The sequence below is a fragment of the Streptomyces sp. NPDC004051 genome, assembly GCF_053604275.1.
In genome coordinates, this window is the sequence record NZ_JBSGHG010000030.1 from 1 (window position 1) to 18,491 (window position 18,491).

Annotated in this window: 18 protein-coding genes; 13 read left to right on the forward strand and 5 right to left on the reverse strand. The window is 72.2% G+C overall.

Features of this window, described 5'->3' with window-relative positions; all coding sequences use genetic code 11:
• Positions 1-160: 160 nt before the first annotated feature.
• A complete protein-coding gene (gene sepH / locus ACWEQO_RS25750) occupies positions 161-1,183 on the reverse strand; it encodes a septation protein SepH (protein ID WP_452985393.1) in 1,023 nt (340 codons plus the stop codon).
• Between the two features lie 498 nt (positions 1,184-1,681).
• Here sepH and ACWEQO_RS25755 point away from each other — a divergent pair, with 498 nt between their 5' ends.
• A complete protein-coding gene (locus ACWEQO_RS25755; RefSeq protein ID WP_452985394.1) occupies positions 1,682-2,575 on the forward strand; it encodes a hypothetical protein in 894 nt (297 codons plus the stop codon).
• Here ACWEQO_RS25755 and ACWEQO_RS25760 read toward each other — a convergent pair.
• The gene (locus ACWEQO_RS25760; RefSeq protein WP_452985395.1) at positions 2,499-3,818 is read right to left on the reverse strand and encodes a D-arabinono-1,4-lactone oxidase; all 1,320 of its coding nucleotides are present in this window, start codon (positions 3,816-3,818) and stop codon (positions 2,499-2,501) included. The two genes, ACWEQO_RS25755 and ACWEQO_RS25760, sit on opposite strands and share 77 nt — an antisense overlap.
• Positions 3,778-5,037: an MFS transporter gene (locus ACWEQO_RS25765; RefSeq protein ID WP_452985396.1), complete on the reverse strand. Its 1,260-nt coding sequence runs from the start codon at positions 5,035-5,037 to the stop codon at positions 3,778-3,780. The genes ACWEQO_RS25760 and ACWEQO_RS25765 overlap by 41 nt, the downstream gene beginning before the upstream one ends.
• 203 nt (positions 5,038-5,240) lie before the next feature.
• Here ACWEQO_RS25765 and ACWEQO_RS25770 point away from each other — a divergent pair, with 203 nt between their 5' ends.
• Entirely contained in the window at positions 5,241-6,371 is a 1,131-nt protein-coding gene (locus ACWEQO_RS25770; protein WP_452985397.1) for a ferrochelatase, read from the forward strand.
• Between the two features lie 8 nt (positions 6,372-6,379).
• Positions 6,380-7,195 (forward strand): inositol monophosphatase family protein, encoded by an 816-nt coding sequence (locus ACWEQO_RS25775; RefSeq protein WP_452985398.1) that lies wholly within the window; start codon positions 6,380-6,382, stop codon positions 7,193-7,195.
• Positions 7,196-7,341: 146 nt separating this feature from the next.
• Here the strand turns inward: ACWEQO_RS25775 and ACWEQO_RS25780 are convergent, their stop codons facing one another.
• Entirely contained in the window at positions 7,342-7,515 is a 174-nt protein-coding gene (locus ACWEQO_RS25780; RefSeq protein ID WP_361455498.1) for a hypothetical protein, read from the reverse strand.
• A gap of 476 nt (positions 7,516-7,991) precedes the next feature.
• On the opposite strand from ACWEQO_RS25780, the gene ACWEQO_RS25785 reads away from it, so the two are divergent.
• The 4 genes from ACWEQO_RS25785 (at position 7,992) to ACWEQO_RS25800 (ending at position 11,530) form a co-directional block, all read left to right on the forward strand.
• The gene (locus ACWEQO_RS25785; RefSeq protein WP_109380166.1) at positions 7,992-8,645 is read left to right on the forward strand and encodes a response regulator transcription factor; all 654 of its coding nucleotides are present in this window, start codon (positions 7,992-7,994) and stop codon (positions 8,643-8,645) included.
• Positions 8,646-8,649: 4 nt separating this feature from the next.
• Entirely contained in the window at positions 8,650-9,897 is a 1,248-nt protein-coding gene (locus ACWEQO_RS25790) for a sensor histidine kinase (RefSeq protein WP_361455495.1), read from the forward strand.
• A gap of 390 nt (positions 9,898-10,287) precedes the next feature.
• Positions 10,288-10,584: a DUF4193 domain-containing protein gene (locus ACWEQO_RS25795; RefSeq protein WP_003993510.1), complete on the forward strand. Its 297-nt coding sequence runs from the start codon at positions 10,288-10,290 to the stop codon at positions 10,582-10,584.
• A gap of 13 nt (positions 10,585-10,597) precedes the next feature.
• Positions 10,598-11,530: a hypothetical protein gene (locus ACWEQO_RS25800; protein ID WP_452985399.1), complete on the forward strand. Its 933-nt coding sequence runs from the start codon at positions 10,598-10,600 to the stop codon at positions 11,528-11,530.
• A gap of 46 nt (positions 11,531-11,576) precedes the next feature.
• On the opposite strand, the gene ACWEQO_RS25805 is transcribed toward ACWEQO_RS25800, so the two are convergent.
• Entirely contained in the window at positions 11,577-12,038 is a 462-nt protein-coding gene (locus ACWEQO_RS25805; RefSeq protein WP_452985400.1) for a DUF3093 domain-containing protein, read from the reverse strand.
• A 56-nt stretch (positions 12,039-12,094) separates the two neighbouring features.
• Here ACWEQO_RS25805 and ACWEQO_RS25810 point away from each other — a divergent pair, with 56 nt between their 5' ends.
• The 6 genes from ACWEQO_RS25810 to ACWEQO_RS25835 all read left to right on the forward strand — a co-directional run bounded on the left by ACWEQO_RS25810 (position 12,095) and on the right by ACWEQO_RS25835 (position 18,450).
• Positions 12,095-12,679: a PaaI family thioesterase gene (locus ACWEQO_RS25810; protein ID WP_452985401.1), complete on the forward strand. Its 585-nt coding sequence runs from the start codon at positions 12,095-12,097 to the stop codon at positions 12,677-12,679.
• On the forward strand, positions 12,676-13,236 hold the full coding sequence (gene dut / locus ACWEQO_RS25815; protein ID WP_452985402.1) for a dUTP diphosphatase: 561 nt from the start codon (positions 12,676-12,678) through the stop codon (positions 13,234-13,236). The genes ACWEQO_RS25810 and dut overlap by 4 nt, the downstream gene beginning before the upstream one ends.
• Position 13,237: 1 nt before the next feature.
• On the forward strand, positions 13,238-13,999 hold the full coding sequence (locus tag ACWEQO_RS25820; RefSeq protein WP_361455480.1) for a DUF3710 domain-containing protein: 762 nt from the start codon (positions 13,238-13,240) through the stop codon (positions 13,997-13,999).
• Between the two features lie 165 nt (positions 14,000-14,164).
• Positions 14,165-14,869, forward strand: coding sequence for an ABC transporter ATP-binding protein (locus tag ACWEQO_RS25825; protein WP_361455477.1), 705 nt, complete (start codon positions 14,165-14,167; stop codon positions 14,867-14,869).
• A 336-nt stretch (positions 14,870-15,205) separates the two neighbouring features.
• Positions 15,206-17,776 (forward strand): ATP-binding protein, encoded by a 2,571-nt coding sequence (locus ACWEQO_RS25830; RefSeq protein ID WP_452985403.1) that lies wholly within the window; start codon positions 15,206-15,208, stop codon positions 17,774-17,776.
• Positions 17,773-18,450: a response regulator gene (locus ACWEQO_RS25835; protein ID WP_109380174.1), complete on the forward strand. Its 678-nt coding sequence runs from the start codon at positions 17,773-17,775 to the stop codon at positions 18,448-18,450. Before ACWEQO_RS25830 ends, ACWEQO_RS25835 begins: the two co-directional genes overlap by 4 nt.
• Positions 18,451-18,491 lie beyond the last annotated feature (41 nt).

The window sequence follows — 18,491 nt, forward strand, 5'->3', positions numbered from 1 at the left end:
GCGTACGTACGGCATGCGGATCATCGGGCCGAACGCGTTCGGTGTCATCAACACCTCCCCGGACGTACGGTTGAACGCCTCGCTCGCGCCCGAGAAGCACCCCCCTTCCGCACCGACCGGCAACCGACCGGCACCGGATCACCTCAGTGCCGGATCCCGGTCAGTCCTGCTTCTTGCGCCGCGTCCCGAACACGATCTCGTCCCAACTCGGCACCGCGGCGCGGCGGCCCGGACGAACGCCGTCCGCCTCCGCCTGACGGTCGGTGGAGCCGACGAGACGGTCCCGGTGACTGCTGACGGCACGGGGCATCAGGACGTCCGCGTAGGCGGAACCGGCCGAGGCCGCCGGGGCCGGGGGCTCCTCCGCCTCGGGTTCGGAGTCGGGCTCCTCGGGTTCGGGCTCGGGGGCCCGCTCGGGCACCACCAGATCGCCCCGGAAGCTCGGCACCGCCTCCAGCAGACTGGTGAGCGAGTCCCGTTCACCGCCCGCCGCGACCGCCGGCTCCTCGTCGGGCTCGGGCCCGTGACCGGGCGGCAGGCCCTGCCGCTCGCGCGGCAGCCGGGCGATGCGCGGCACGAACGGGAAGCTCGGCTCGGGAGCCGCGGCCAGGTCGTCGGACTCGCCGATCAGTGAACGCGCCTCGTCGTCGACGGCCTGGACGAGCCGCCGGGGCGGGTCGTACGTCCAACTCGCCGAGTGCGGTTCGCCCGCGACCCGGTAGACCAGCAGCACCTCCCAGGTGCCGTCGTCGCGGCGCCAGGAGTCCCACTGCACGGTGTCCTTCTCGGCGCCGCGCAGCAGCAGCCGCTCCTGCACGGCCTCGCCCAGCGGCGGGCCGGAGTTCTCGCCGGGCCGGCGGACGGGGGTCTTGCGGGCGCGCTCCGCCATGAAGGCGCGCTCGGCGAGCACGGGGCCCTCGAAGCGCCGGACGCGGTCCACGGGAATGCCGGCCATCTGCGCGACCTCTTCCGCGGTCGCGCCGGCGCGTATACGCGCCTGGATGTCGCGGGGGCGGAGATGGCTCTCCACCTCGATCTCGATCTGGCCGAGGCGCGGGCGGTCGCCCCGTACGGCGGCGCGGAGTCGTTCGTCGATCGGAAGCGTGTACTCCGTGCTGTCCGCAGCCTTCAGCACCAGCCGTGTGCCGTCATTCGAGACGGCCACGACACGCAGTTCGGGCATGGGGACCTCCCGGGTGGTGCCTGCCGACGTCACGTGCGTCGCTGCTTCCGCTAGTCGAGTGTGGCCTGCCCGGGTGCAGCCTGCCACAACCTTGCCGAGTTGCCCGGCGTGTCGGGCGCGGGCCCTGGACCGCCGTTATGGCACGGTTACCTATTCGCAACGCTGAGTGACCAATCGCGTCACCCTGTGCAACTAGCCCCCTCCCGGCGGTCCTCAAGTGCCGGAGCACCCTGAAGGGCGTCCGGACCCAGGGTTCGCAACAGTACTCCATTCGGGCCAAGTGCGTGGATCGGCGCGCCGCCCGACTTCCGGCAAGAGGTGCCGCTCGGCCGTCATCGCGCCACGGCCGCCGGGCTTCCCCGGTCCCGGCGTGGCGTACTTCACGGAACCGCAAGAAACGGAACTAATGGTTCCGTTCGGGCGTCGACTTGGTGTGCATTGTCGTGCAGTTGATCGCTGATGTGAGGGAACGTGCGGGAAGGCGGGCAAGGTCCGAGGATGCGTGAAAGGCCGGAGGTCGCGGGTGAGCCGGGTGTCACCGGGGAGGCGGGCGCCGAGGGGGAGGCGAAGAGCTCCCGGGTCGACCTGAGCGTGCCGCAGGTCGCGGGCAGCGCGGTGGCCGCGGTGCTGGGCGCCCAGCTCGCCTCCTCCTTCGGCGTCTACGGGACGATCATCGGCGCCGGAGTCATGAGCATCGTCGCCACCTGCGGCGGAACGCTCTTCCAGTACTTCTTCAAGCGCACCGGCGAGCAGTTCCGCGGAGCCGCCGTGGGGCCCGGCCGTCCGGCCGCCGCAGCGGCCGGACGGCGGACCGTGCCCGCTCCCGGCGAGTTCACCGAGGGCACGGTGTACCGGGGCCGGGCCAGGGGAGTGCGGTGGAACGGGAAGCGGATGCTGGCCGCGACCGCGCTGGTGTTCGGGATCACGATGGCCGGAATCACCACCTACGAACTCCTCGCGGGCCAGAGCCTCAGCGGCACGCCCAGCACCACCATCGGCAACGCCGTCACCGGTCAGCACGCGGCCGGCTCCGGGGATTCCGGGGGTTCCGGGGATCCCGGCGGTTCGGACGACCAGTACTCCGGTGACCCCGACGACTCCGGGACGTCGAACGACCCCGGTACCTCGGGCGGTTCCGAGGACTCCGGCGAGGACGGGCCGACGCCCGCGCCCTCCGTGACGCCCCGGGACGGAGGCGCCGCCACCGGCTCCGGCGGCGGTACGCCGGACGGCGACGACGCCTCGGCGGGCACTCCGGACGGCACCGGGGGCGAGGACACCGGCGCCCCCGTGAGCCCGGAACCGGACGTGTCCGCTACGAGCCCAGGACCCTCCGCAGATAGTCGTTCCGGAAGCGGCGTTCAGGATCGAGGCGGTCCCGCAACGCCGTGAACTCGGCGAAACGCGGATACACCCGGGAGAGGTAATCGGCGTCCCGCGTGTTGATCTTCCCCCAGTGGGGCCGTCCCCCGTGGGCGGTGAAGATGCGTTCCGCCGCCGTGAAGTACCCCCGATAGGGGGTGCCCCGGAACATGTGGACCGCGATGTACGCGGTGTCGCGGCCGGAGGCCGTGGACAGGGTGATGTCGTCGGCCGGGGCCGTCCGCACCTCGACGGGGAAACTGACCCGCAGGGGTGAACGGTCGACCATGGCCTTCAGCTCGCGCACCGTGTCCACCAGGGCCTCGCGCGGCACCGCGTACTCCATCTCCACGAAGCGCACCCGGCGCGGCGAGGTGAACACCTTGTACGGGATGTCGGTGTAGGTCCGCGCGGACAGGGCCCTGCTGGAGACCCGCGCGAGGGCGGGGACGGTCGCGGGCACCGCGCGGCCGACCCAGTTGGCCGCCTGGAAGACGCCGTTGGAGAGGAACTCGTCCTCGAACCAGCCCCTGACGGGGTGCACCGGCCGTTCCGGGCCCGCGCTGCGGTTGTTCCGCTTGGTGTTGGTGTTGCCGGTGTGGGGGAACCAGTAGAACTCGAAGTGCTCGTTCTCGGCGTGCAGTTCGTCGAACTCGGCGAGGACGCGGTCGAGGGGCATCGGTTCCTCGCGGGCCGTCAGCAGGAAGACCGGCTCGACGGCGAAGGTGATCGCGGAGACGATGCCGAGGGCGCCGAGGCCGATCCGGGCGGCCGCGAAGACGTCGGGGTTCTCCTTCTCGGAGCAGGTCAGCACCGAGCCGTCGGCGGTGACCAGTTCCAGGCCCCGGATCTGCGCGGCGACGGAGGCCGAGTCGCGGCCGGTGCCGTGGGTTCCGGTACTGGTGGCCCCGGCGACGGTCTGCTCCATGATGTCGCCCATGTTGGTGAGCGAGAGCCCCTCGCGCGCGAGAGCGGTGTTGAGCCGCTTGAGCGGGGTGCCGGCCTCCACCGTGACGGTGCCCGCCGCCCGGTCGATGTCCCTTATCCCGGTCAGCAGATGAGGGCGGATCTGCACGCCGTCGGTCGCGGCTATGGAGGTGAAGGAGTGCCCGGTGCCGACCGCCTTCACCGGGAGACCGTCCTCGGCGGCACGGCGCACGGCCGACGCCAGCTCCTCGACGGAGGCCGGCGCGACCTCCCGCGCGGGACGGGAGAGGACGGTGCCTCCCCAGTTACGCCATGTTCCGTTCCTCGTGCTCGTCGTGCTGCCCAACGGAGCCTCCCCGACCCGGAGCCGGCCGCTCGAGCCGGCGGTACCCGAGGAAACCGACCACGACCGCGACGGCTCCGGCCACCGCCGGAACCCCGTACCCGGCACGCGCCCCGGCCGCGTCGATCACCCAGCCGGACGCGGCGGAGCCGAGAGCGACCCCGACCGCGAGCCCGGTGCTCACCCAGGTCATGCCCTCGGTGAGCTGCGCGCGTGGTACGTGCTCTTCGATGAGGGACATCGTCGTGATCATCGTGGGAGCGATGGACAGACCCGCAAAGAACAGCGCCACGGTCAGAAACGGCAGGTTCCCGACCAGTAGGAGGGGGATCATACTCACGGCCATGGCGCACACGCCCAGCAGCCAGCGGCGCTCGGGCGCTCCGGCGAAGCGCATCAGCCCGAACACGATCCCCGCCGTGCAGGAGCCCAGCGCGTACACGGCGAGCACCACACTGGCGGCAGCCTTGTGCCCGCGCTCCTCCGCGAAGGCCACGGTGACCACGTCCACGCCACCGAAGATCGCCCCGGTCGCCGCGAACGTGGCCACCAGGACCCGCAGCCCCGCGGAGCGCAGCGCCGTGCCGCCGGAGGCCGACCCGCGGCCCCCGCCCTTGCGTTCGCGCGGGTGCGGAGCGGGTTCGGTGGCCCGCTGTGCCGTCAGCCAGAAGACGCCGACCGCCAGGAAGCAGGCCGCGAGCAGCGGACCGGCCTCCGGGAACCAGGCGGTGGAGAGCCCGATGGAGACGATCGGCCCGAAGACGAAGCAGAGTTCGTCCACCACGGACTCGAAGGAGTACGCGGTGTGCAGCTGCGGGGTGCCCCGGTACAGCTCGGCCCAGCGGGCCCGCACCATCGCACCGAGGCTCGGCACGCAGCCGATGCCGACGCAGGCGACGAAGAGCACCCAGTCCGGCCAGCCGTAGTGCGCGGCGAACAGCAGCAGCGCCGCCGCGGCGAGGGAGACCAGCGTCGCCGGGCGCAGGATCCGCCGCTGCCCGTACTGGTCCACCAGGCGGGAGACCTGGGGGCCGGCCACCGCGGCGGCCATGGCGATGGTGGCCGCCAGGGCCCCGGCCAGGCCGTACCGTCCGGTCAGCTGGGAGATCATCGTGACCACGCCGATGCCCATCATGGACAGCGGCATCCGGCCGAGGAACCCGGCGGCCGAGAAGCTCTTGCTGCCGGGGGCGGCGAACAGGGCGATGTAGGGACGGGGCACGGGGTCTCCGAAAATCTCAGCAAGGGACGACCGCGAGGGAACCGCGCGAGACCGGACACCCGGTGACCGAACTCCCAGTAAGGTGCGACCGCAGTCGATACAGCTTACTGGTTAGGTAACCCTAATGTATCCCGCGTGCCGCCGGTGGTCCGGTCGGCCCCCGCCGTTACCCGGCTGTCGGTGCCTGATGGCAGGATCGAGGCATGCCTGACGAGCTCGATGCCACCCCCTACGACGCCCTGCTGCTGCTCTCCTTCGGAGGCCCCGAAGGCCCGGACGACGTGGTCCCGTTCCTGGAGAACGTGACGCGCGGGCGCGGCATCCCCAAGGAACGCCTGAAGGAAGTCGGGGAGCACTACTTCCTGTTCGGCGGGGTCAGCCCCATCAACGAACAGAACCGCGACCTGCTGGGCGCGCTGCGCAAGGACTTCGCCGACCACGGGCTGAACCTGCCGGTCTACTGGGGCAACCGCAACTGGGCGCCCTACCTCACCGACACCCTGCGCGAGATGATCCGCGACGGCCGCCGCCGCATCGTCGTCCTGGCGACCAGCGCCTACGCCTCGTACTCCGGCTGCCGCCAGTACCGCGAGAACCTCGCCGAGGCCCTGGAGACGCTGGCGGCCGAGGGCCTGGAGCTGCCCCGGGTCGACAAGCTGCGGCACTACTTCAACCACCCCGGCTTCCTGGACCCCATGGTCGACGGGGTCGTCCGCTCGCTCGCCGAGCTGCCCGAGGAGGCGCGTGACGGCGCGCACATCGCCTTCTGCACCCACTCGATCCCCACCGACTCCGCCGACACCTCCGGCCCCGTCGAGGAGCACGGCGACGGGGGCGCGTACGTACGGCAGCACCTGGACGTGGCCCGGCTGATCGCCGACGCCGTGCGGGAGCGCACCGGAGTGGACCACCCCTGGCAGCTCGTCTACCAGTCCCGCTCCGGCGCCCCGCACATCCCCTGGCTGGAGCCCGACATCTGCGACCACCTCGAGGAGCGGCACGCGGCCGGGGTCCCGGCCGTGGTGATGGCCCCCATCGGCTTCGTCTCCGACCACATGGAGGTCATCTACGACCTCGACACCGAGGCCGCGGCCAAGGCGGAGGAGTTGGGGCTGCCGGTGCGCCGCTCGGCGACCGTGGGCGCCGACCCGCGGTTCGCCGCCGCGATCCGCGACCTGATCGTGGAGCGCGCGGCCACCGAGCGCGGCCAGGACGACGTCGCCCCCTGCGCCCTGGGCGCCCTGGGCCCGAGCCACAACCTCTGCCCGGTGGGCTGCTGCCCGGCCCGCACCGCGCGGCCCGCCGCCGCGGGCGCGGACAGCCCCTACGCGTGAGGAGAGCCGTGACCGACCCCCTGCACGTGGAACTGCTGGAGCTGGCCCGCGAGGCGGCGCGGCGCGCGGGCGAGCTGCTGCGGGACGGCCGGCCGGCCGACCTGGAGGTCGCCGCGACCAAGTCCAGCCCGATCGACGTCGTCACCGAGATGGACATCGCGGCCGAGAAGCTGATCACCGGTCTGATCGCCGAGCACCGGCCGGACGACGGCGTCCTCGGCGAGGAGGGCGGCACGACCGAGGGCACCAGTGGGATTCGCTGGGTGATCGACCCGCTCGACGGCACGGTCAACTACCTCTACGGGCTCCCCACCTGGGCCGTCTCCATCGCCGCCGAGCAAGGCGGCGAGACCGTGGTCGGGGTGGTCGCGGCCCCGATGCGCGGGGAGACGTACCACGCCGTCCGCGGCGGGGGCGCCCGTGCCACCGGTGCCTGGGAGGGCGAGCGCACGCTGACCTGCCGTCCCGCGCCGCCCCTCGACCAGGCCCTGGTCTCGACCGGATTCAACTACGTCACCGAGGTCCGCGCCCACCAGGCCGGTGTCGCGCAGCGGCTGATCCCGCTCCTGCGCGACATCCGGCGGGGCGGCTCGGCCGCGGTCGACCTCTGCGACCTCGCCTGCGGCCGCCTCGACGGCTACTACGAGCGCGGACTGCACCCCTGGGACCTGGCGGCGGGCGACCTGATCGCCCGGGAGGCGGGCGCGCTGACCGGTGGACGGCCCGGTGAGCGTCCCTCATGGGATCTCGCGGTCGCGGCCACCCCGGGCGTCTTCGAGCCCCTCCAGCGGCTGCTGGAGGACTTCGGGGCCTGGCACGACTGACGGACCTCGACAAACGGTACGACCGACGGCCGGGGAAGACCCGCCGAGGACGACGGAGCGGGCCCCGGCGCTGGATTCGCCGGGGCCCGCTCCGGACACGCTCACGCACGGCACCGACCCCGCCGGTACCGGCACGGTCGAGGCGATCAGACGCAGGACGCGCCGACCTCCACACCGTGCTCGGCGGCGAGCCGGCGCAGGTCGTCGAGTTCGCCCTGCTCCACCTCGACGAGGAAGTCGTCACCCTCGTCGCGGGCCCGGGACAGATCGGACTCGGTCGTCCTTATGCGCTGCAGAAGTCCTGCGGTGAAAGCGTCCATGCTGCGCCCCCTCGTCCTGGGTCGTGGGTCGACGGCACGGCGGCGTGCCGTTCGAAAGGGACGATCACGTCTGCGGTGGATGACCGGCGCCGCTCGGTTCGGGGCTGCGGCGTCGGACACCCGGTCCGCTCTGCGGGAAACGGACTGAGGCGTACCACGGTGTGGCACGCTGCAAGCAGAGCGTGATCGCGGGATGTAAACCCGTCCTCCCCAGGCTCCCTTCAGGGGAAACCTCACCGCACGAGAAAATCTTGTATTCCCGTGCCGTTCGTCCGGACTTTCCCCCGTCATGTGTCCCCGCGCCACCGTCCGTTTCCGGTCGCGGCCCCGCCCCGCGGGCCGTCCCCGGTCGCGGCCCCCGCCTTACAGCCGACTTATGGACGAAAAAGGCAGGATGGAGGCAACACACCCACCGGCCCCCTGCCCGCGTGCGCTTCGGAGCGCCGCCCGGCGGGACTTGAGGAAGGACAAGCGACGTGCGCGTACTCGTCGTCGAGGACGAGCAACTGCTCGCTGATGCGGTGGCCACCGGGCTGCGCCGGGAGGCCATGGCCGTCGACGTCGTGTACGACGGTGCGGCCGCCCTGGAGCGCATCGGCGTCAACGACTACGACGTGGTCGTCCTCGACCGCGACCTCCCCCTGGTGCACGGCGACGACGTGTGCCGCAGGATCGTCGAGCTCGGCATGCCCACGCGGGTGCTGATGCTCACGGCCTCCGGAGACGTCAGCGACCGGGTCGAGGGCCTGGAGATCGGCGCCGACGACTATCTGCCCAAGCCCTTCGCGTTCAGCGAGCTCATCGCGCGCGTGCGCGCCCTGGGGCGGCGTACCAGCGTGCCGCTCCCGCCGGTCCTGGAGCGTGCCGGGATCAAGCTCGACCCCAACCGCCGCGAGGTGTTCCGCGAGGGCCAGGAGGTCCAGCTCGCGCCCAAGGAGTTCGCCGTCCTCGAGGTGCTCATGCGCAGTGAGGGCGCCGTCGTCTCCGCGGAGCAACTGCTGGAGAAGGCCTGGGACGAGAACACCGACCCGTTCACCAACGTGGTGCGGGTGACCGTCATGACCCTGCGCCGCAAGCTGGGCGAGCCACCGGTCATCGTGACCGTGCCCGGCTCGGGCTACCGGATCTGATCCCGTGGCCGCCGCCCCCACACCCGCGCCGGGGTCCCCGCAGGCCCCTCCGAAGCCCACCTGGGACCCCCGCAGGCCGGTACAGCCTTTTCCCTGGCTGCGCCCCACCATCCGGATACGGCTCACCCTGCTCTACGGCGGCATGTTCCTGATCGCGGGCATCCTGCTGCTGTCGATCATCTACCTGTTCGCCGCGAACGCGCTCAAGGTGGGCAGTGACCTGCCCTTCGAGATCCTCTCCGGACAGGTGCGCAGCGACATCTGCCATCTGCGCAGCCCGGAGCTGCCCGCGAACGAGCTGAACAGAGCGCTGAACGAGTGCGTCAACGAGCAGCGCCAGCACGCCCTGGACAACCTGCTCAGCCGCTCCCTCCTCGCCCTGCTCGGCCTCGCGATCATCGCCTTCGCCTTCGGGTACGCGATGGCCGGCCGCGTGCTGTCGCCGCTGGGCCGGATCACCCGTACCGCACGCGCGGTGGCGGGCTCCGACCTGTCCCGCCGGATCGAGCTGGACGGCCCGGACGACGAGCTCAAGGAGCTGGCCGACACCTTCGACGACATGCTGGAGCGGCTGCAGCGGGCCTTCACCGCCCAGCAGCGCTTCGTCGGCAACGCCTCGCACGAACTGCGCACCCCGCTGGCGATCAACCGCACGCTCCTCGAGGTGCACCTCTCCGACCCGGACGCGCCGGTGGAGCTCCAGCAGCTCGGCAAGACGCTGCTGGCCACCAACGAGCGCAGCGAACAGCTCGTCGAGGGCCTGCTGCTGCTCGCCCGCAGCGACAACCAGATCGTCGAGCGCAAGCCGGTGGATCTCGCCGAGGTGGCCTCCCAGGCCATCGACCAGGTGCGCGCCGAGGCGCAGGCCAAGGGCGTGGAGATCCGCAGCGACCACAAGCCCGCGGTCGTCCAGGGCAACGGCGTGCTGCTGGAGCGGATCGCGCTGAACCTGGTGCAGAACGCCGTGCGCTACAACGTGGCCGAGCGGGGATGGGTGGAGGTCACCACCCGGGTCGAGCACGGGCAGGCGGTCCTGGTGGTGGCCAACACCGGGCCGGTGGTCCCGGCATACGAGATCGACAATCTGTTCGAGCCTTTCCGGCGGTTGCGCACCGAGCGGACGGGCAGCGACAAGGGGGTCGGGCTGGGGCTCTCCATCGTCCGGTCGGTGGCCCGGGCGCACGGCGGGCACATCTACGCCCAGCCGCGTGAGGGGGGTGGGCTCGTGATGCGGGTCACCCTGCCGATCTGACATCATGTCGCCGACACGCGGGGCGTTCGCTTCAGGCGGAATCCTCGAAGGGTGCCTCCGTCGCCCCCGTGTGGGATCGCTCACAGGAGTGTTTCCCGGTTCATCCACCCTCCGTGATCGTGAACCTGCCGAAAGGCCGGGAAAGCCCCGGTTTTCGGGAGCCCCGATCACGGGAAGTACACGGTGGGGCGGCTTTGGAGTGCCGCGTTCGGACCGTGTACGGTCCCCATCGCATCCCAGCCGGTCACTCGTGAGGGGTTCGGTTGGGTGTCGATTGAGTAACAGACCTTGATGTGAGGCAAAATCTCCGCCTCAGGTCGGGCACAAGTCCGGCCTCTCACGCGTTAGTGCGCTGGAGACACCGCATACACCCAGAGGGGGAGAGCGACAATGGCAACCGATTACGACACTCCACGCAAGACCGACGACGACGTCGACTCGGACAGTCTTGAAGAGCTGAAGGCCCGGCGTAACGACAAGTCGGCCTCGGCCGTGGACGTCGACGAGTTCGAGGCGGCCGAAGGCCTCGAGCTGCCCGGAGCGGACCTCTCGAACGAGGAGCTGGCCGTCCGGGTCCTGCCCAAGCAGCAGGACGAGTTCACGTGCATGAGCTGCTTCCTCGTGCACCACCGCAGCCAGCTGGCCCGGGAGAAGAACGGTCAGCCGATCTGCCGCGACTGCGACTGAGGGCGGGTCGGCCGTGACTGGCTCGACCCCTCCTCGGAAGCGCCGCTTCTTCTCGAAGGAAGCGGACTCGGGGCCGCAGCACGGCCCTCAGCGCGACACGCGTGACCACGAGCGAGGCTCAACCGACACCGGGGCGGCCTCGCTCGAACTCGCAGTCGACCGGGGTGACCTCCCGGTGTCCGAGGAGGTCACCCCCACTGCACCGGCGGCCCGTCTGCGGGCCGCGGCGTTCCGGGACAAGGCCAGGGAAGGCGCCCGCAAGGGCGGTGACCGCGCGCGTGCGGGCCTGGCGTACCTCACGGACCGGATCATCGAGATGGCCCCGCGGGTGCCCGTGAGGGACCTGCAGACGCTGCGGAGGCAGTTCCCCGGGCTTGGTCCGGAGGAGCTCGCGGACAAGCTCGTGGCGGGCGCGGCGAGAGCCACGGCGACGGTCGGGGCCGGAGTCGGCGCGGCGGCGATGATGCCCGTGCCGCCCGCGATGCCCACGGAGCTGGCCGCCGAGGTCACCGGCGTCGCCGCGATCGAACTGAAACTGATCGCCGAACTCCACGAGGTCTACGGCGTACGGCCCGCGGGCAGCCTCGCGCAGCGCAGCACCGCGTACCTGAACGCCTGGTCGCAGGAGCGCGGGATCGAGGCGGCCAGGCCCTCCACCGTGAACGCGGCGATGAACAGCCGCATGAAGCGCGAACTGCGCCAGCGGATCATGAAGCGCACCGTGCGCAACCTGCCGAACCTCATGCCGTTCCTGGTGGGAGCCGCCGTCGGCGCGGTCATGAACCGCAGGGACACCAGAAAGCTCGCCGCCCGCATCCAGGCCGACCTGCGCACGACCCAGGTGCCCTGGGACGCCCTGCCCGCACTCCCGGCCCTCGAGACCCCGGCCGAGGCCCTGCACCTGCCCACGTTCAACGGCGGGGAGGACGGGCACGGAGCCCCCTGAGCCCGCCCGGCCCCGCGCTGTCCGCCCGGCCCCTGCCGGGCGGCGGCTAGGCGGCGGCCTGCGCCGCCCGCAGCGCCTCCGCCAGCCGCTGCGGCTCGCGCGTCGACAGGAAGGCGTAGGGCGTCGGGTCCTCCGGGTCGGTGATCTCCACCCGCACCGCCCCCGGGACGTAGGCCCGCAGCAGCATGAAGCAGCGCGGGTCCGCCCGGTGGGTGCGCCAGGCACGGGCCTCCTCGGCGTCCAGGACCTCCACCTCGCCCAGTGCCGTCACCGGGATCCTCGCCTCGCCGGCGATCAGCAGACCGCCCACGACCCGGATGCGCGCCGAGCCGTACGAGCTGACCACGACCGCCGCCGCGGCACTGCCGACGGCCAGGCCGCCGAGCATCGGCAGGGTGCCGAGCGGCAACACGATCAGGGCCAGCGAGACACCCGCGAGCAGGGAGATCAGCCACCAGGAGCGGGGCGCGGTCAGGCGTTCTTCGTACGGGGCGGCGGAGAGCTGCATGGATCCAGCTTGGCAGGTGTCGGGAGACGGCCCACGCGCGGGTAAGGTCTGCGCCTGTGAGTGGTACTTCCTCAGTTCTCCAGCCTCCCGCCGATGCCGTGAAACCGGTGCGCCACCCGGACGCGCCCGCACCCGGTGAGCTCCTGGGCTCGCACTACGGACAGTGTTTCGGCTGCGGCGGCGAACAGCCCCACGGGCTGCACCTCGAGGCGCGGGCCGGCGAAGGGGTCTCGGTCACCGCCGCGTTCACCGTGCGGCCCGCCCACCAGGGAGCCCCCGGACTGGCGCACGGCGGGGTGCTCGCCAGCGCCCTGGACGAGACGCTCGGCTCGCTGAACTGGCTGCTGCGGACGATCGCCGTGACCGGCAGGCTCGAGACCGACTTCGTCCAGCCCGTGCCGGTCGACACCACGCTCCACCTGGAGGCGGAGGTGACCGCGGTGGCGGGCCGGAAGATCTACTCCACCGCCACCGGACGCATCGGCGGCCCCGAGGGCCCGGTCGCCGTCCGCGCCGACGCGCTCTTCATCGAGGTCAAGGTCGACCACTTCATCGACCACGGCCGCCCCGAGGAGATCCGGGCCGCGATGAGCGACCCCGACCAGGTCCGCCGCGCCCGCGCCTTCGAGGTGAACCCGTGAGTGAGCCCCGCCGCGGCGAACTCCGGGTACTGCTCCGGCGCGTCGACCCGGACGTACCGCTTCCGGCGTACGAGCACCCCGGTGACGCGGGCGCCGATCTGCGCACCACCGAGGCGTGCGCACTGGCGCCCGGCGAGCGGGCCGTTCTGCCCACCGGGGTGTCTGTGGCCCTGCCGGAGGGGTACGCGGCCTTCGTGCACCCGCGATCCGGTCTGGCCGCGCGCTGCGGCGTCGCCCTGGTGAATGCCCCGGGGACGGTTGATGCCGGGTACCGTGGGGAGATCAAGGTGATCGTGGTGAATCTCGACCCGCGCGAGACCGTGCGGTTCGAGCGCTTCGACCGGATTGCCCAACTGGTCGTCCAACAGGTCGAGCGGGTCCGTTTCGTGCCGGTCGCGGAACTGCCCCGCTCGGTACGGGCCGAGGGGGGCTTCGGGTCCACCGGCGGTCATGCCGCGGTGGAAGGTAAGAACGGCACAAGCGTTCAGGCCGCCGAAGGCGGCACAGCGGGTGGGAATCGATACGCTTCGGTCGTATCCGACCGGGAAGGACAGTGACGTGTTCGGACGTCGCAAGAAGAGGGATGCCGCCGAGGACGCGGCCGGCGAGGCCGAGCAGGTCGTCGACGGTGTCGACACGGAGGCCGGAGGCGAGCGCGAGCGACTGAGGCTCGAGCCCGCACCGCGGCCCGACGGGCCCTGGGACAGGTCCGAGGTGCACGCGCCCGGCGAGGGCCGGGTCGACCTGGGCGGCCTGTTCGTGCCCGGCGTGGACGGCATGGAGCTGCGGGTCGAGGTCGCGGGCGACGCGATCGTCGCGGCCACCGTCGTGCTGCACGACAGCGCCATCCAGCTGCAGGGCTTCGCCGCCCCCAAGCGCGAGGGCATCTGGGGCGAGGTCCGCGAGGAGATCGCCTCCGGCATCACCCAGCAGGGCGGCATCATCGACGAGGTCGAGGGTCCGCTGGGCTGGGAGCTGCGCGCCCAGGTGCCGGTGCAACTGCCGAACGGCACGGGCGGTTTCCAGGTCGTGCGGTTCGTCGGCGTGGACGGCCCGCGCTGGTTCCTGCGCGGGGTGATCTCGGGTCAGGGCGCGGTGCAGCCGCAGGCCGCCGGACTGCTGGAGCAGATCTTCCGGGACACGGTCGTGGTGCGCGGGGACGGCCCGATGGCGCCGCGCGACCCGATCGTCCTGAAGCTGCCCGACGACGCCCAGATGGTCCCCGAGGGCGTGCAGCAGGACGAGAGCCCCGAGGGCTCCCGCTTCGCGGGCGGCATGGGGCAGCTGGCGCGCGGCCCGGAGATCACCGAGGTCCGCTGAGCCCGTCGAGTTCAGCAGAGCGGAGCAGGGGCCGCACCCGACCGGGTGCGGCCCCTGCCCGTCCCGTCCGCTCCGACCCGTTGATCGGCAGGGCCCCCGGCAGCGATACTGGCGACCCGGTCCGGCGGCGACGCGCGCGACCGGTACCCGGGGAAGGGCGGGCGAATGAGCCAGGCGGTCGGCCAGGTGGCCACCGAGACCATGGTGCGCGTCGAGAACGTGCACAAGTCCTACGGCACCGGAGCCGCCGCGGTCCACGCCCTGCGCGGTGTCTCCTTCGACGTGCCGCGCGGTGAGCTGGTCGCCCTCAAGGGGCGCTCGGGATCCGGCAAGACCACCCTGCTCAACATCGTCGGCGGCCTCGACACCCCGGACGAGGGGCGGGTCACCGTCGACGGGCTCGACCTCGCCGGCCTGGACGAGAACGGGCTGCTCGCGCTGCGCCGGGACCGGATCGGTTTCGTCTTCCAGTCCTTCGGGCTCATCCCCATCCTCACCGCGGCCGAGAACGTGGGGGTCCCGCTCCGGCTGCGCCGCGCCGACCCGCGCGAACGCGAGGAACGCGTGGACCTGCTGCTGTCCCTGGTGGGCCTCGCCGACCACGCGGCACAGCGGCCGGGCGAGCTGTCCGGCGGCCAGCAGCAGCGGGTCGCCATCGCCCGCGCCCTCGCCAACGACCCGGCCCTGCTCATCGCCGACGAGCCGACCGGTCAGCTCGACGCGGAGACCGGGCACTCCGTGATGGAACTGCTGCGCGCGGTGGTGCGCAGCGAACAGGTCACCGCGGTCGTCGCCACGCACGACGCGACCCTGCTCGACCTCGCCGACCGCGTCCTGGAACTCGGCGACGGCGAGATCGTCGAACCCTGACGGTCCCTGACAGCCGACCGGCGGCGTTCAGCCGAGTCCCTCGGCTCCCGTCAGGGTTCCGTCAAGGACGCGCTCCCCACCCCGACCAGCACCTTTCGCCGCGCCGGACGACCGTAGGGTCGACTCTGCATGGGCAGCGGGGGCCACCCGGACAGCGCTGCCCTCGGACCGGAAGACAATGAGGACGTGACTCCGCTCCCCTTCCGGAGGAAGGGTGCTTCCCACCCGAGGGTTGCGGTCCAGCCCGAACCGATCCCTTGCGGGACACCAGAGACGTACATCAGGGATTCGATTCCCCCACCGGCTGAAGCCGGTGGTTCCCTCGAAAGAGGTCCGATGGGACGCGGCAGACTTCGGATCCACCTCGGCGCGGCACCGGGCGTCGGCAAGACGTACGCGATGCTCTCCGAGGCGCAGCGCCGTGTCGAGCGGGGCACCGACTGCGTGGTGGGGTTCGTCGAGCACTACGACCGGCCGCGCACCAAGGCGCTGCTGGACGGCCTCGAACAGGTACCGCGCAAGGAGCTGGAGCACCGCGGCGCCGTCCTCCCCGAGATGGACCTCGACGCCGTCCTCGCCCGCCGCCCCCAGGTGGTCCTCGTCGACGAGCTCGCGCACACCAACGTGCCCGGGGTGCGCAACGCCAAGCGATGGCAGGACGTGGAGGAGCTGCTGGCCGCCGGGATCGACGTGCTGTCGACCCTCAACATCCAGCACCTGGAGTCCCTCGGCGACGTCGTGGAGTCGATCACCGGCGTACGGCAGTCGGAGACCGTGCCGGACGAGGTGGTGCGGCGGGCCGAACAGATAGAGCTGGTCGACATGACGCCCGAGGCACTGCGCCGCCGGATGGCGCACGGCAACGTCTACCAGCCGGACAAGGTCGACGCGGCCCTGTCGAACTACTTCCGCCCCGGCAACCTCACCGCGCTGCGGGAGCTCGCGCTGCTGTGGGTGGCCGACCGGGTCGACGAGTACCTGCAGCGGTACCGCAGCGAGCACGACGTCTCGGCCATCTGGGGCTCACGTGAGCGGATCATGGTCGGCCTGACCGGCGGGCCCGAGGGCCGCACCCTGATCCGCCGTGCCGCGCGGCTCGCGGAGAAGGGCGCCGGGGGAGAGGTGCTCGCGGTCTACATCGCCCGCGGCGACGGGCTCACCGCCGCCTCGCCGGGGGAGCTGGCCGAACAGCGGACCCTGGTGGAGAATTTGGGCGGCACCTTCCACCACGTCGTCGGGGACGACATCCCGGCCGCCCTGCTCGCCTTCGCGCGCGCGGCGAACGCCACCCAGATCGTGCTGGGCTCCTCGCGCCGCAAGGCGTGGCAGTACGTCTTCGGCCCCGGCGTCGGCGCGACCGTCGCGCGCGACTCCGGTCCCGACCTGGACGTGCACATCGTCACCCACGAGGCGATAGCCAAGGGACGCGGACTGCCGGTGGCCCGGGGCGCCCGGCTCGGACGGTCCCGGGTGGCGTGGGGCTGGGCGGTCGGGGTGGCGGGCCCCGCGGCGCTGGCCGTGCTGCTCAACGCCTTCGACCCGGGCCTGGCCAACGACATGCTGCTGTTCCTGGCGCTGACGGTGGCGGCGGCCCTGCTCGGCGGCCTGCGGCCGGCCCTGGCCTCGGCGGCCTTCGGCTCGCTGCTGCTGAACTACTTCTACACCCCGCCCCTGCACCGCTGGACGATCTCCGACCCGAAGAACATCGTCGCCATCGTGATCTTCGTCGCCGTCGGTGCGGCGGTGGCGTCCGTGGTCGACCTCGCCGCCCGCCGCACCCATCAGGCGGCCCGGCTGCGCGCCGAGTCGGAGATCCTCTCCTTCCTGGCCGGCAACGTGCTGCGCGGCGAGACCGGTCTCGAGGCGCTGCTGGAACGGGTCCGCGAGACCTTCGGCATGGAGTCGGCGGCGCTGCTGGAACGCGCCGGCGACGTCGAGCCCTGGACCTGCGCCGGGCAGGCCGGCACGGGACCGGTCCTCGAACGGCCCGACGACGCGGACGTGGACGTTCCGGTCGGGGACCACATGGCACTCGTACTGACCGGCCGGGTCCTGCCCGCCGAGGACCGCAGGGTGCTGGGCGCCTTCGCGGCCCAGGCCGCCGCCGCCCTGGACCGCCGGCGGCTGCGCGCCGAGGCCGACCGGGCGCGCACCCTCGCCGAGGGCAACCGCATCCGCACCGCCCTGCTGGCCGCCGTCAGCCACGACCTGCGCACCCCGCTCGCCGGGATCAAGGCGGCGGTCTCCTCGCTGCGCTCCGAGGACGTCGACTGGTCGCCCGAGGACCGGGCCGAGCTGCTGGAGGGCATCGAGGGCGGCGCCGACCGGCTGGACCACCTGGTGGGGAACCTGCTCGACATGTCCCGGCTGAACACCGGCACGGTCACCCCGCTGATCCGCGAACTCGACCTCGACGAGGTGGTGCCCATGGCCCTCGGCGGGGTCCCCGAGGGCAGCGTCGCCCTGGACATCCCGGAGACGCTGCCCATGGTCGCCGTCGACCCCGGACTGCTGGAGCGGGCGGTGGCCAACCTGGTCGAGAACGCCGTCAAGTACGCTCCGCCCGGCACCACCGTCCTGGTCGCCGCGAGCGCGCTCGCCGACCGGGTCGAGGTGCGGGTGGTCGACCGCGGCCCCGGCGTCCCCGACGACGCGAAGGACCGCATCTTCGAGCCCTTCCAGCGTTATGGTGACGCCCCGCGCGGTGCCGGTGTCGGCCTCGGCCTGGCGGTGGCACGCGGCTTCGTGGAGGCCATGGGCGGCTCCCTGAACGCGGACGACACCCCCGGGGGCGGCCTCACCATGACGCTGACCCTCCGCGCGGCGGGCACCTCGCCGGAGCCGGCCCGTCCCGCAGAACCTGAACGACCTGAACGACCTGAAAGACCTGAAAGGCAGTCCTCATGACCCGTGTGCTGGTGGTCGACGACGAGCCGGCGATCGTGCGCGCCCTCGTGATCAACCTCAAGGCCCGCTCGTACGAGGTCGACGCCGCCCAGGACGGTGCCGAGGCCCTCCGCCTGGCCGCCGCCCGCCACCCCGACGTGGTCGTCCTCGACCTGGGCCTGCCCGACATGGACGGCGTCGAGGTGATCAGGGGCCTGCGCGGCTGGACCCGGGTGCCGATCCTGGTGCTCTCCGCCCGGCAGGCCTCCGACGAGAAGGTGCAGGCGCTCGACGCGGGAGCCGACGACTACGTCACCAAGCCCTTCGGCATGGACGAGCTGCTGGCCAGGCTCCGCGCCGCGGTGCGCCGGGCCGAGCCCTCCGGCGAGGACGACCTGAGGGTGGAGACCGACGGGTTCACCGTCGACCTGGCCGCGAAGAAGGTGCACCGGGACGGCAAGGACGTACGGCTGACCCCCACCGAATGGCACCTGCTGGAGGTGCTGGTGCGCAACGGCGGCCGCCTGGTCGCGCAGAAGCAGCTGCTGAAGGAGGTCTGGGGGCCCTCGTACGGAACGGAGACCAACTACCTGCGCGTGTACATGGCGCAGCTGCGCCGCAAGCTGGAGGCCGACCCGTCCCACCCGAAGCACTTCATCACCGAGCCGGGCATGGGCTACCGCTTCGAGCGGTGAGCGCACGCCCCGGTGAACGCGCGCCCGGCGGTTCGAGCCCG

Bases quoted from the DNA above. Each gene is read 5' to 3' on its own strand.
- sepH (WP_452985393.1), bottom strand. From the start codon at position 1,183: ATGCCCGAACTGCGTGTCGTGGCCGTCTCGAATGACGGCACACGGCTG.
- ACWEQO_RS25795 (WP_003993510.1), top strand. From the start codon at position 10,288: ATGGCAACCGATTACGACACTCCACGCAAGACCGACGACGACGTCGAC.
- ACWEQO_RS25825 (WP_361455477.1), top strand. From the start codon at position 14,165: ATGAGCCAGGCGGTCGGCCAGGTGGCCACCGAGACCATGGTGCGCGTC.
- ACWEQO_RS25805 (WP_452985400.1), bottom strand. From the start codon at position 12,038: ATGCAGCTCTCCGCCGCCCCGTACGAAGAACGCCTGACCGCGCCCCGC.
- ACWEQO_RS25755 (WP_452985394.1), top strand. From the start codon at position 1,682: ATGCGTGAAAGGCCGGAGGTCGCGGGTGAGCCGGGTGTCACCGGGGAG.
- ACWEQO_RS25770 (WP_452985397.1), top strand. From the start codon at position 5,241: ATGCCTGACGAGCTCGATGCCACCCCCTACGACGCCCTGCTGCTGCTC.
- ACWEQO_RS25780 (WP_361455498.1), bottom strand. From the start codon at position 7,515: ATGGACGCTTTCACCGCAGGACTTCTGCAGCGCATAAGGACGACCGAG.
- ACWEQO_RS25830 (WP_452985403.1), top strand. From the start codon at position 15,206: ATGGGACGCGGCAGACTTCGGATCCACCTCGGCGCGGCACCGGGCGTC.
- ACWEQO_RS25835 (WP_109380174.1), top strand. From the start codon at position 17,773: ATGACCCGTGTGCTGGTGGTCGACGACGAGCCGGCGATCGTGCGCGCC.